A 12,879-nucleotide genomic window follows, 5' to 3' on the forward strand; every position below is an offset into this window, starting at 1 on the left:
AAGCACTTTGACGCGCCTAAATAGTGAGCGCGGAGCGCGGAAGATTTTAAAATGCGCTGGGATAAAAGTTGGGTAGGGGCGTTTTGCGAGCCGATTTATGTTTGCGGAAATCCGCGTTTGCCATGCGCCTTGCGCATGTGTGAGAGCTATTCTCTAAGCGGCGTTTTGATGTTCTCAAATGGGTGTTATTTTGAGTTGTCTATGAAAATTTCGGGGTATTTTTTGATAAAGTATGCGGGGGTACAGCTCCATGCGTGGCATGCGCTGTTTACGGGGAAGAAGCCGTAAGGCGAGAGAAAATCGTTATTCGGGTCGTAGGCTTCCCAAAATGTATCGGCCCCCTTTTTTATCATCGAGCCCCAGTAGTTTATCAGATATTCTTTTGCCTCTTTTTTCATGCCGCAGGCAATCATTGCCTCTATCAGAAAGTGTGTGGCGTAGGGTGTTCCGATTTTAACGGACTTTTCATCGGCCAACGCGTTTTTTATTGCGGTTTGCTGCATTTGTCTTGTGCCCACATTCGCAATCGTGAACCAAACTTGCGACAATATCGAGACCTGTCCGCTCGGACAAACGAAGACATTGCGTTTTTTGTCGAACAGATTTTTCAGTGAAGCTTCCTTCATTTGCCGTTCTATCGTTTCCCAATTTTCGCTACTTTCGCCGAGCATTTCCGCAAGTTGTCTTGTTTGAGACAATGCAAAAATCGTAGCCGCCTGCATGCAGGCTGTGGTGTCCAAGCCGTTGCGCCAGTCGAAGAACCGCCAAGCCCTTTTTTGGGTGTCGTGCATTGCGCCTTTGTTTACATATTCCAGCGACAATTCGATTTGCCTTTTCGCGACTTGCCACAAGTCCCGCGCAGTTTCGTAATCGTTTGTGTCTTTCAGGTATTCGAGAAGTGTGCTGTTAAACAGCAAACTGTACGATATGCAGTTCGATTTTTGCGGGTGGGGGAACGGCTCTTCAAAACAGCACGGGTATACGAAGCCGTTTTTGCCTGAAATTGCCGCAAACAGATACAAACATCTCTTGGTGAGCTTGAAATTCTTGAACGTTTTTGCGTTTGCGAGAGATTCCAAATACAAATCGCCAAGCCAGAGGCGTTTGTCGCGCTTGGGGCCGTCTTCGTAAACGGTTTGCATGCATTCGGAAAGCGTCTTTAACGCAACTTTGTATATGTCTGCAATTTCTTTTGACGCCGATTTCGGCAATGTATCGGGAACATTGCTTGCCGATGTTTGGGCAACAACAAACATATCGTCTATCGCAAAATCGAATCCGGAGTATCCCAAAAGTTCTATTTTTAGGTATCTGAATGAAACTCTGCGCGGGATTGTAAACGACTTGCCCATTTCGGTCAAAGTTATCGTTTCGTCTTGCATCCATGCGCGGGAGAGCGCGCCCTTCCACGGGTCTAACGGCGTATTCAGTTCGGCGGGGAGTTCGCCGAAAAAGAATTTAATTCTTACGGGCGCGTCCGCGGGAGTGTTGAAGAGTTTTGTTTTAAACGTAAAATAGCCCGTGTAATGGTCTCCGAAATCGAGCGTGATGGTCTTGATTTTTCGGAAATCCGTCTTGTACAAGTCTTCGATTTTCCGCCCGCTTTTTACGAATTTAATTCCCTGAAATGCCGAAGAATCTTTTTGCGGTTCTACGACGAATTTGGGGCGCACCGTTTTGTGGGTTAGCTCGGGTTTTAAACTTTCCGCCTTTTGCAACCAATCGTTGCGTTGCTTGCCGAAATAGTCGGCCTGTGTTTCCGAAGCATTTAAAATTCCGATACAAACAAAAGATAAGACAATCCCAATTAGTTTCATATTGACTACAAACTATCGGAAAGCGGATTGCTTTCAAGGAAATTTTCAATATCCCTAAACGCACATTTCTGGATTATAGTTGGACATTTTTGATTATACTTCAAACGGAATAAAGCGCGGTTCTCCATCGCAAAAAAAAAGACATTACTTGTTCGTAATGTCTTTTTGAGCTCGTAGTTTGAGACTGTGGGACTCGTGATTTGGCGTAATGATTTTGCCGCTAAAAAGGCGGCGCAAGGTTGGCGGCGGGGCGCAGCGTACTTGTGTACGTAAGCGTCGCCGAACGACCGCAGCGACGCCTTTTTAGCCCAAAAGCATTCGCCAAATCAACCGCCGGTCAACTTTTGGATAATTTGAATGATGGGGAGGAAGAGGGCGATAACGATAGTACCTACGACGACCGCAAGGAAGACAATCATGATAGGTTCGATGACCGACGTTATGCCGCCGACGGCGTTGTCGACCTCTTCGTCGTAGTTGTCCGCAATGCGGTTGAGCATTTCGGAGAGCTGACCCGTTTCTTCGCCGACTTCGACCATGCTCGTCACCATCGTGGGAAAAATCTTCTGCTGGTCGAGGGGAGCGGCGAGGGGCTCGCCGTCGCGCACGCGGTCGTGAACGCGGACGAGGGCGTCGGAGATAACGCTGTTTTTGATTGTGCCGCGGGTAATGTTGAGCGCTTCGAGAATCGGGACGCCCGAAGCGAGCAGCGTGCCGAATGTGCGTGTGAAGCGGGCGACGGTCGATTTCATCACGAGGTCGCCGAATTTGGGGAGCTTCAAGCCCGCGATATCCCAGAGCCGCTGCCCGACTTTCGTTTTGAAGAAAATTTTGAACGCGGCAATCACGGCAACGACAATGCCGAGGGTGGCGATGTAGTTTTCCTTCATGAAGTCGGAAATGTTGATAATGCCCTGAGTGAGCGCGGGCATGGGCGCGCCGTTGAGCATGTCGGAGAAGATTTTCTGGAACTGCGGAACGACGAAAATCATGAGGATTACGACGATTGCCACCGCGACCGTCAAAATCACGATGGGATAGACCATCGCGCTCTTGACCTTGTTTGTGGTCTTCATCGCCTTTTCCTGGAAAGTCGCAAGACGGTCGAGAACGACGTCGAGCACGCCGCCCGCTTCGCCCGCGCGAGCCATGTTGACATAGAGCTTGTCGAAGACCTTGGGGTGCTGTTGGAGGCCGTCGGAGAACTTATTACCCGTGCGCACGGCGTCGGCGAGGTTTTCGACGATGTCCTTAAAATAGGGGTTTTTTTCCTGCCTGCCGATAACTTCGAGCGAGCGCAGGAGCGGCAGACCCGCTTTGAGCAGGGTCGCGAGCTGGCGCGAAAAAATTGTTACATTTTCGCTTGTGACGCCCGTGCCGAATATGGGCTTGCGCTGCTTTTTTGCGGCAGCCGCCTTTTTTTCGGACTGAACCGCAACTTCCGTGAGCCTCGACACCGTAAGTCCCTGTTCGGACAGTTCCTTGCGGGCGCGGCTTTCGCTTGTCGATTCTATTACGCCGCTCGATTCGCGACCGTCTTTGTCAAGAGCCGAATATTTGAATTTAGCCATAAGTTTAATTTGTTGGAGGGGTTTTTATTAAGTGTATTTCAAAACTTCGTCAACGGTTGTCGCGCCGTCGAAGATTGCGCGGAGGCCGTCGTCGCGGAGGGTGCGCATGCCGAGCTCTACCGCCTTTTGCTTGATGACCATGGTCGGCGCGCGGTTCGTGATGAGGTCGCGCAGGGCGTCGTTTACGAGAAGCAGCTCGAACAGACCCTGACGTCCGCGGTAGCCGCTTCCGCCGCAGTCGGCGCAGCCCTTGCCATAGTAGAACTGCTTGTCGGCGATTTCAATCGGGTCGACGCCGAGCCTGTCGATAAGCTCCTGGTCTGGTTCGTAGGCTGTGCGGCAGGTGGTGCAGATTTTTCTGACGAGTCGCTGGCCGAGCACGCCTTCGAGCGACGCGGCGATAAGGTAGGGTTCGAGACCCATATCCATGAGTCGGGTAACCGCGCCGGGGGAGTCGTTCGTGTGGAGTGTCGCGAGCACGACGTGCCCTGTGAGGGACGCCTGAACCGCGATTTGCGCCGTTTCCAAGTCTCGAATTTCCCCGACCATGATTTTGTCGGGGTCCTGACGCAGGAACGCGCGGAGGCATCGGGCGAAGTCCAAACCGACTTGGTGGTTGATTTGCACCTGCATGATTCCGTCGATTTCGTATTCGACGGGGTCTTCCGACGTGAGGATTTTAATGTCCACCGTGTTTACCTCGCGCAGAGCCGAGTAAAGCGTTGTCGTCTTACCCGAACCCGTAGGACCGGTTACGATGAAAATGCCGTTGGGCAGTTTTACGAGCCTGCGGATATTGCTCATGATTTCGTCGGTCATGCTGAGCTTTTCGAGGTCGAGGTTGACGACGCTCTTGTCGAGCACGCGGAGCACGACGCTTTCGCCGAACTGCGTCGGCAGTGTGGATACGCGCAAGTCGACGGGGCGTCCCGAAATGGTCATTTTAATGCGGCCGTCCTGCGGAATGCGGTTTTCGGCTATGTTGAGGTTCGCCAAAACCTTTATGCGCGAAATTACGGGAAGCGCGAGGCTCTTGGGCGGCGGCGCCATTTCGTAGAGCGCGCCGTCGATACGGTAGCGTATTCTGAACTGGTCTTCGAACGGCTCGAAGTGAATGTCGGACGCCTTGTCGCGGATAGCCTGCTGCAAAATCAGGTTTACGAACCTGATAATCGGCGTTTCGTTCGCCATGTTTGCGGCGTCCGCCTCGCTTGTTTCGTCTCCGAAATCGACCTGCGAGATTTCCGAGAGGAGGTCGTCTATGCTTGAATTTTCCTCGCCGTAGCACTGCACTATGAGCGTGTCTACCGCGGCGGGGTCCGTAACGACTATGTTTACGTCTTTGTTGAGCGTAAACGTGAGGTCGTCGATAATCGCGTTGTTGAAGGGGTCTTTTGCGAGCAGCGTAATCGACGTGTCGTCTACCTTAATCGGGACTACCCCGTATGTCCGCGCGAGGTTCGGGCGGAGCTGGCGGTAGATGTCCTCGCGAATGTCGGCGGGCGGAATCGGCTCGTATTCGAAATTGAGGTCTTTCGCAACGGCTTCGAGGAGCTTGCCCTTTTCCAAAACGCCCGCGTCTATCGCGGCGTCCGCAAGCGATTTTCCCATGCTCAGGCGCGTATCGTTAAGCTCGTCGAGCTGCTCCTTCGAGAGCAGCTTGTTCGTGAGCAGAATATCGTAAATTGCGTTGTTGTGGTCTTCGAACATTTCCGTAAAATCCTATGATTCGTTCATTGTGACTTTGAGGACTTCGTCCGCGGTGGTAAGGCCGCTGGCGACTTTTCGCACGCCGTCCTCCCTCATGATTCTCATGCCGAGCTCGCGCGCTTTCGTGCGCAGTTCCACGAGCGTTCTGCCTTCGTAAATCATCTGTTGGAGTTCTTCGTTTACGATGAAAATTTCGAAAATGCCCATGCGGCCGCGGTAGCCTATGCCGTTGCACTTCGGGCAGCCTTCGCCGTGGTAGAACGTCATGCCGGCGGCGGCGATTTCGTTTATGCCGATAGCCTGCAAGACGTGCGGGTCGGGCGAGTAGACCGTTTTGCAGTGCACGCAGGTCTTGCGGACGAGTCGCTGCGCGAGAGCCGCGCGGAGAGACGCGCTCACAAGGAAGGGCTTTACGCCGATATCCACAAGACGCGTTACCGCGCTGGGCGCGTCGTTTGTGTGGAGCGTGCTGAAAACCATGTGGCCGGTGAGCGATGCGTTGATTGCAATTTCGGCGGTTTCCAAATCTCGAATTTCGCCTATCATGATGATGTTCGGCGCTTGGCGCAGCATAGAGCGCAGAGCCGCCGCGAACGTCATGCCGACCTCCCTGCGAACCTGAACCTGATTGATGCCCGTCATCTGGTATTCGACAGGGTCTTCAACCGTGATGATTTTGCGGTCGGGGTGGTTGAGGTAGTTCAACGCCGAGTAGAGCGTTGTCGATTTACCCGAACCCGTAGGCCCTGTAACAAGGAAAATGCCGTCCGCCATGCCGACTATTCTTTCGAAAACCGCCTGGTCGTCGGAGAAGAAGCCGAGTTCGGGAAGACCGAGCCTCAGCCCCTCCTTGTCGAGAATACGCATGACGATACTTTCGCCGAAGACCGTCGGGAGGCTCGATACGCGCAAGTCGATTTCCTTTTTATTATATACAATCTGAATGCGGCCGTCCTGCGGAACGCGCTTTTCGGCAATCGAAATGTTCGCCATCAGTTTCAGACGTGAGATAATCGACGGTTGCAGGCGTTTGGGCGGATTTTCCACTTCGATGAGCACGCCGTCGATGCGGTAGCGGATTCGGAAGCGTTTTTCGAGCGGTTCGAGGTGAATATCGCTCGCCCGCCTTTTGACCGCCTCTGTAATGAGCTTGTGGACGTAGCGGATAATGGGTGCTTCCTCTTCCGAGACGCCCGCTTCGTTGCCCGTTTCAAGCCCCTTGATTTCCTCCGACACTTCCGCGCCCTCCGTTCCCAAAATGTCGCCGTAGGCGTTGACGCCGTAGTGCTCGTCGATTGCGCTTTTGATGTCGGCGGGCGTGGCGATTCTGATGTCGATGGGCATTTTGAGCATGTGGCCGAGATTGTCCACAACGTCCATGTCCATGGGGTCGATGACCGCAAGTTCGAGCTGGCCGCCCGTGATTGCAATCGGAAAAACGTTGTATTTGCGCGCGTCCTCCTTCGAGATGAGGTTTTTTACGTCGTCGTCAACCGTGAGGTTTTGCAGTGAGATAAAAGGGACGTTGAATTCGTTTGCGAGCATGAACGAGATGTCGTCATACTTGCAGTATTTTCTTTCGACGAGCAGGTCGATAAGCTTGGAGTCCACATCGGCGGAGGTAGTGCCCTGCGAGAGCAGTTCTTCGCGGCATTGCGAAATAATGTCTGCGGACACAAGGCCTTTTTCCTCCATCAGTTGCAATACAAAATCGTCTGCGGATGTCACTTGTTTATTCTCCGTTGGTAATAGGTGTTATAGTAGAAAAAAAAGCTACATTAGTGGGACTTTGTAAATATTTCAATCTTTGTTTTCGGAAATTTTTACGCCCGCCGCGCCGCGCGTGGGCATTCGGTGCGCGGACTGCTTGCGTTGGGGAATAGGCTGGCTGCGGCATGGCAATGCTCTGCTCCGACCGCCTATTTGCGGGGCGGCTTTTTGGCTTGACGGCAGGACTTGTTTTCGAGACAATCGTAGCGCATTTAGCAAATCAACCAGCATCTCGGAGGGCGTTATTATGAAATTTGTAGAAGCTATTTTGCGGGCGGCGTTGCTTGTCGCGGTTTTGGGCGCGTGCGCCGCGCCGTCCCCGCGCGGCGAAGTCGCGGTGGTGAGCTTTACTAAAAACGACAACACGGTGGAGTCGCGGACAGTCGCCCTCAAAAACATGCCCGACGGCGCGGCGCGTCTTGTCGTTCCCGCCGATTCCGTGCCGTCCGACGCAAAGCTGCTCGACATCGTACACCAAAACTTTACCGCGCAAAAGGGCGAGGACGGCTTCTGGCTTTTCCCGCGCGGCGAGTACGGCGTTTTCGATTCCGACAAGGGCGTATTTTCGTTCAAAAGTCTCATCATGCCGTTCTATGGAATCCAGACTCCGCGCGGAACGTACATCGGAATCGTCAAGGGATTCCGTTTCGGGCTGTTCACGCGGGTGTCGGCGGACAAGGGCAAATACACGCTCTCGATGCGTTCCGACCTCTACAAAACCCCGGGAATCAAGCCCTACGAGGACATTATAATAGACTACTACAAGCTGGAAGGCAACGACGCAAATTACAGCGGAATTGCGCGTTTCTACCGCAAGTACCAGCTCGACCGCGGCGCGTGCAGGCTTCTCCGCGACCGCGTGAAGGAGCGTCCCGACTTGGCGTATCAGGCGGATTCCATTCCGATAAGAATCCAGTACCACGCCGCCAAGCAAAAGCCGAAGGAGGGCAAAAAAGAGCACTACACTGTGGCGGACGAGCCTCCCATGAAAGTGTTTTTGAATTTCGAGGACTCCGTGAAATTCGTAAAAGCCGTAAGGGACGCGGGCATAGACAAGGCGACGTTCTGCTCGGCGGGCTGGCAGAGCGGCGGCTACGACGGCCGCTTTCCCGACATCTTCCCGATTGACGCCGAACTCGGCGGCGAGGAGGGGCTGAAAAAATTTACCGCCGCCGTCCGTGCCATGGGCTACCTCATTTCCGCCCACACAAACAGCACCGACTGCTATTCGTGCTCGCGCATTTGGACCGAGGACATGGTTTGCCGCAATCCCGACGGCACTCTTGCCAAGAACGGCATTTGGTGCGGGGGCAGGGCGTACAATCTCTGCCTGAAATACGCATGGGACAACTTTCTGCCGCGCCAGCTCGACGACATGAAGCGGCTCGGCTTCACAGGCCCGCACTACATCGACGTATTCACCGCGGTAAACCCCTATGCGTGCTACAACCCGAAGCACGCAATCAACGCAAAGCAGGCGGCTGAGTACCAAGACAAAATAGCGCAAAAGTGCGTGGAAAACTTCGGCGGATTCTCGTCGGAGAGCGGTTTCGACCACATCATAGACAAGCTCGACTACTGCAACTATGTGGGCAACAGAATACAATACGAAGGAGCGCGCCCGCTGATAAAACGCGTGCTCCCAATTTGGGAAATTGTTTACCACGGCATTGTTCTATACAATCCCGACCGCTACACGCAGCAGGACATCACCGCCGACAAAAGGAAAATTTTAAGGCTCATGGAGTTCGGCGGACGCCCGATTATCTACACAAACAAATTCGAGCGCATTCCCGCAATCGCCAAGCTTTACGAATTGTACAAGCCCGTGCGCAAATTGCAGTTTGAGACAATGGAATCGCACTCGGAAATTTCAAAAGACGTGTACATTACAAAATACGGCAACGGCGCGGAATCGGTATGCAACTACTCCGGAAAGCCCTTCGAATATCGGGGCGAAAAGATTGCGCCGCTCGGCTACAAATTCTTCTTCTGAGTTCGGCGCAATCGCAACGCGTCGGTTGCGTTTCGGAATTTTGCGCCGTGTTCCCAAAACTGGGAAATTTGCGGTTTTGCCGCCGTTGCGGCATGCGAAACCGCGGGCGCGATTTTTTTTGCGCGTTGCGCGATATTGTGATAGAAAAAGCTTTTAATTTCGGCGCATCGGTTCATATTCGGAGGAATGAAGAATTTTTATCTGACAACCGCAATAGATTACGCCAACGGCTCTCCCCACCTCGGACACGCTTACGAAAAAGTCCTCGCAGACGTCATCGTGCGCTGCAAACGGCTTTCGGGAATGCCCGTCCACTTCCTCACGGGGCTTGACGAGCACGGTCAAAAGGTTCAGCAGAGCGCGCGCAAGGCGGGCGTCGCCCCCGTGGAATTTTGCGACGAACAGGCGGAAAAATTCACCACAATGTGCAGGCTTCTCGAAATCTCGAACGACGACTATATCCGCACGTCGCAGCCGCGCCACATCAAGGTTGTCCGCGAGATTCTCCAAATGCTCTTCGACAAGGGCGACATCTACAAGGCGGAATACAAGGGCTTTTACTCGGCGCGTCAGGAGCAGTTCTTGCAGGAAAAGGACAGGGTTGACGGCAAATGGCCCGAAATTTTCGGGGAAGTCGTGGAAATCACCGAAAGCAACTACTTCTTCAAAATCCGCCAGTATCAGGACTGGCTCGTAGATTTTCTCGACAAAAACGAAGACTTCATCTTCCCGCGCTTCCGCGCAAAGCAGGTCAAGGAGTTCCTCAAAGAGCCGCTCAACGATCTTTGCATTTCGCGCCCGAAAGAGCGTCTTGAATGGGGCATTGAGCTTCCCTTCGACCCGAACTACGTAACCTATGTCTGGTTCGACGCCCTCGTAAACTACATTTCGGCGGTCGGCTACGGCACGGAAGAATTCGCGAAAAACTGGCCTGCCGACTTCCACGTTATCGGCAAGGACATTCTCGTTCCGCCGCACGCGGTCTACTGGCCGATAATGCTCCACGCGGCGGGAATAGAGCTGCCGAAATCGCTGTTGGTTCACGGCTGGTGGATGTCGTCGGGCGAAAAGATGTCGAAGAGCCTGGGCAACATCGTAAACCCGCTCGACTTGGTCGAAAAATTCGGCGTAGACCCGTTCAGATACTTCCTCATGCGCGAAATGAACGTCGGGCAGGACTCCGACTTTTCGTTCGACCTCTTCCTCACGCGCTACACGTCCGACCTCGGCAACGACCTCGGCAACCTGCTCAGCCGCCTGCTGAACATGGGCAAACGCTACTGCGAAAGCGTCGTTCCCGCAGCGGAGGTCGAGGAGGATTTCGAGAAGTCGCTCAAAACGCTCGCTGACGAAACAGCCGACGAAGTTTTGAAACTCTACGACGGCATGCAGTTCCACATCGCGCTCGAAAAGACCTTCAATTTTATCCGCGCGATAAACAGGTACGCCGAACAGCGCGCGCCGTGGAAGCTGGCAAAGAGCGGGGCGGAGTCCGACAAAAAACTGCTGGCGGCGACCCTCGCGAACATGGCGGAGGCTCTGCGCGTTTCGGCGGTGCTTCTCGCGCCCGTAATGCCGAACGTTTCCGAGAAAATCCTCACGCTTTTGGGCTTGGGGAAAATCGAAAAATTCGAGGGCAACACAAAGTGGTCGAATGTTCTCGAAGGCAAAACACTCGGAGCGCAGGAAATTCTCTTCCCGCGCCCCGCAGCCGAATAGGTCATGGACATAAAAAAACTCTTTTTGGACAACCCGCACCGCAAGCACATAAAGGTTGCGGGCGGAAACGTGGAAGTGGGTCTTTGCGAGGTAGAGCTTACGCCCACGCGCATGCGCGACGGCTCGCGCCGCCCCAACAAACCCGTGCGCATTTACGACACCTGCGGCGCGTGGGGAGACCCCGACTTCCATTTCGACACCTCCAAGGGGCTTCCGAAAATTCGCGAACAGTGGATAGCCTCGCGCGGCGACGCGGAAGTTGTCGGCACGCTTGCGCCGTCGGCAAAAAATCCGTTCGGCGGCAGAAAGATTCTGCGCGGAAAGGCGGGGACGCGCCCGACCCAAATGGCGTACGCAAAGAAGGGCATAATCACGCCCGAAATGGAGTACGTAGCCCTGCGCGAAAACCTCGCGCTGTTAAACGGCATTGAGGGCAAAATGTCGCCCGCCGCCCCGCGCGATTCGCTCTACATTCAGCACGCGGGCTTCCCGCAGCGCCCCGACTTCAAAATTACCCCCGAGTTCGTGCGCGACGAAGTTGCGCGGGGCAGGGCGATTATTCCCGCAAACATCAACCACACCGAGCTTGAACCCGCAATTATCGGCAGGAATTTCCTCGCAAAAATCAACACGAACATCGGCAACAGCTCGATGGCGTCGTCGATTCCGGAGGAAATCGAGAAAATGCTCTGGGCCATAAAATGGGGCTCCGACACGCTCATGGACTTGTCCACGGGCGCGGACATCACCGACACCCGCGAGTGGATTATCCGCAACTGCCCGACGCCCGTCGGAACAGTTCCGCTCTATCAGGCGCTTGAAAAGGTCGGCGGCATTGCGGAGGATTTGAACTGGGACGTCTACCGCGACGTTCTCATAGAGCAGGCGGAGCAGGGCGTAGACTACTTTACAATCCACGCGGGCGTGCTTTCCAAATTCATTCCCGCGGCGGCAAAGCGCATGGCGGGGATTGCCTCGCGCGGCGGCTCAATCATGGCGAAATGGGTTCTCGCCCACAACCGCGAAAACTTCCTCTTCGAACACTGGGACGACATCTGCGACATCATGTCGCAGTACGACATCGCGTTCTCAATCGGCGACGGACTCCGACCGGGGGCTATCGCCGACGCCAACGATTCCGCCCAGCTCGGCGAGCTTGCCGTTCAGGGCGAGCTTACAAAACGCGCGTGGAACTTCGACGTTCAGGTTATGTGCGAAGGTCCGGGGCACGTTCCGCTCCAAATGATTGAAAAAAACATGGAGTGCGAGCTTGACTGGTGTAGCGAAGCCCCGTTCTACACGCTCGGGCCTCTTGTCTCCGACATCGCCGCGGGCTACGACCACATCACGGCGGCAATCGGCGCAACGCTCATCGGCTGGCGCGGAACGGCTATGCTCTGCTACGTAACGCCGAAGGAGCACTTGGGGCTTCCCGAACGCGACGACGTCCGCGAGGGCGTGGTGACATTCAAGCTCGCCGCGCACGCGGTGGACTTGGCGAAGGGGCACCCCGCAGCGCAGTACCGCGACAACGCAATGAGCCTTGCCCGCGTGGAATTCAGATGGCGCGACCAAATCAACCTTTCGCTCGACCCCGAACGCGCGGAGTCTTTCCGCCGCAAAAACGACAAGGAATTCTCTCGCGACAACGAAACGTCGCACCACTGCACAATGTGCGGGCCGAAATTCTGCTCGATGAGGGCGTCGCTTGAAATCAAGGAAAAATTCGCAAAATCGTCGGAGGGCGCGGAGTAATGGCTGAAAAGTGGGCAAGCGAACTCTTCAAATGCGGATATAACTGCTCGCAGTCGGTGTTTGCCGCGCACGCGGCGAAATTCGGCATAGATACCGCGACCGCCCTGAAACTGTCCGCGCCTCTGGGCGGCGGAGTGGGGCGCATGCGCGAAGTCTGCGGCGCGTTTTCGGCGTGCGCAATGCTGCTCGGCTTGAAAGAGGCGTCCGACGACGCCTCGCCCGAAAAGAAGCGGAAAATCTACGAGCGCACCCAGCAGCTCGCCGAGGAATTCAGGCGGGAGAACGGATCGATAATCTGCCGCGAAATCCTGAAACTGCAAAAGGACGCGCCCATGTCGCCGACTCCCTACGCCCGCACGGCGGAATACTACGCAAAACGCCCGTGCCTGCGAGTGGTGGAGTCCGCCGACGCGCTCGCGCGGGAGTTCCTTTCGCGGTAAATTTGCATTTCTGCGCCGCGCCGCCCGATTTCGGCGCGGTTATTTTTTTGACAAATTACGCCGAATCTTGCCGCAAAGCAATTGCGCGGAAGCGGTTTTGC

Annotated in this window: 8 protein-coding genes; 4 read left to right on the forward strand and 4 right to left on the reverse strand. The window is 54.7% G+C overall.

The window, feature by feature from the left end; genetic code table 11:
- Positions 1-185: 185 nt before the first annotated feature.
- From P3B99_009185 to P3B99_009200, 4 genes are all read right to left on the reverse strand, one after another.
- A complete protein-coding gene (locus P3B99_009185; GenBank protein ID WYJ07369.1) occupies positions 186-1,673 on the reverse strand; it encodes a glycoside hydrolase in 1,488 nt (495 codons plus the stop codon).
- A 470-nt stretch (positions 1,674-2,143) separates the two neighbouring features.
- Positions 2,144-3,388 (reverse strand): type II secretion system F family protein, encoded by a 1,245-nt coding sequence (locus P3B99_009190; GenBank protein WYJ07370.1) that lies wholly within the window; start codon positions 3,386-3,388, stop codon positions 2,144-2,146.
- A gap of 27 nt (positions 3,389-3,415) precedes the next feature.
- Positions 3,416-5,098 (reverse strand): GspE/PulE family protein, encoded by a 1,683-nt coding sequence (locus P3B99_009195; GenBank protein WYJ07371.1) that lies wholly within the window; start codon positions 5,096-5,098, stop codon positions 3,416-3,418.
- Positions 5,099-5,110: 12 nt separating this feature from the next.
- Positions 5,111-6,826 carry an ATPase, T2SS/T4P/T4SS family gene (locus tag P3B99_009200; protein ID WYJ07372.1) on the reverse strand — a complete coding sequence of 572 codons (1,716 nt, stop codon included), beginning with the start codon at positions 6,824-6,826 and terminating at the stop codon, positions 5,111-5,113.
- A 289-nt stretch (positions 6,827-7,115) separates the two neighbouring features.
- On the opposite strand from P3B99_009200, the gene P3B99_009205 reads away from it, so the two are divergent.
- From P3B99_009205 to P3B99_009220, 4 genes are all read left to right on the forward strand, one after another.
- Positions 7,116-8,864, forward strand: coding sequence for a DUF5696 domain-containing protein (locus P3B99_009205; protein ID WYJ07373.1), 1,749 nt, complete (start codon positions 7,116-7,118; stop codon positions 8,862-8,864).
- A 186-nt stretch (positions 8,865-9,050) separates the two neighbouring features.
- A complete protein-coding gene (gene metG / locus P3B99_009210) occupies positions 9,051-10,583 on the forward strand; it encodes a methionine--tRNA ligase (protein ID WYJ07374.1) in 1,533 nt (510 codons plus the stop codon).
- 3 nt (positions 10,584-10,586) lie between these two features.
- Positions 10,587-12,338, forward strand: a complete 1,752-nt coding sequence (gene thiC, locus P3B99_009215; protein WYJ07375.1) for a phosphomethylpyrimidine synthase ThiC — start codon at positions 10,587-10,589, stop codon at positions 12,336-12,338.
- Complete coding sequence (locus tag P3B99_009220) at positions 12,338-12,778, forward strand: C-GCAxxG-C-C family protein (GenBank protein WYJ07376.1); 441 nt, start codon at positions 12,338-12,340, stop codon at positions 12,776-12,778. Before thiC ends, P3B99_009220 begins: the two co-directional genes overlap by 1 nt.
- Positions 12,779-12,879 lie beyond the last annotated feature (101 nt).

It is taken from the genome of Opitutia bacterium KCR 482, from assembly GCA_029269845.2.
GTDB lineage: Bacteria > Verrucomicrobiota > Verrucomicrobiia > Opitutales > Intestinicryptomonadaceae > Merdousia.

What these genes read in the sequence shown, in the direction of transcription:
- P3B99_009190 (WYJ07370.1), bottom strand. Translation starts at nt 3,388, where the DNA reads ATGGCTAAATTCAAATATTCGGCTCTTGACAAAGACGGTCGCGAATCG.
- P3B99_009195 (WYJ07371.1), bottom strand. Translation starts at nt 5,098, where the DNA reads ATGTTCGAAGACCACAACAACGCAATTTACGATATTCTGCTCACGAAC.
- P3B99_009205 (WYJ07373.1), top strand. Translation starts at nt 7,116, where the DNA reads ATGAAATTTGTAGAAGCTATTTTGCGGGCGGCGTTGCTTGTCGCGGTT.
- metG (WYJ07374.1), top strand. Translation starts at nt 9,051, where the DNA reads ATGAAGAATTTTTATCTGACAACCGCAATAGATTACGCCAACGGCTCT.
- thiC (WYJ07375.1), top strand. Translation starts at nt 10,587, where the DNA reads ATGGACATAAAAAAACTCTTTTTGGACAACCCGCACCGCAAGCACATA.
- P3B99_009220 (WYJ07376.1), top strand. Translation starts at nt 12,338, where the DNA reads ATGGCTGAAAAGTGGGCAAGCGAACTCTTCAAATGCGGATATAACTGC.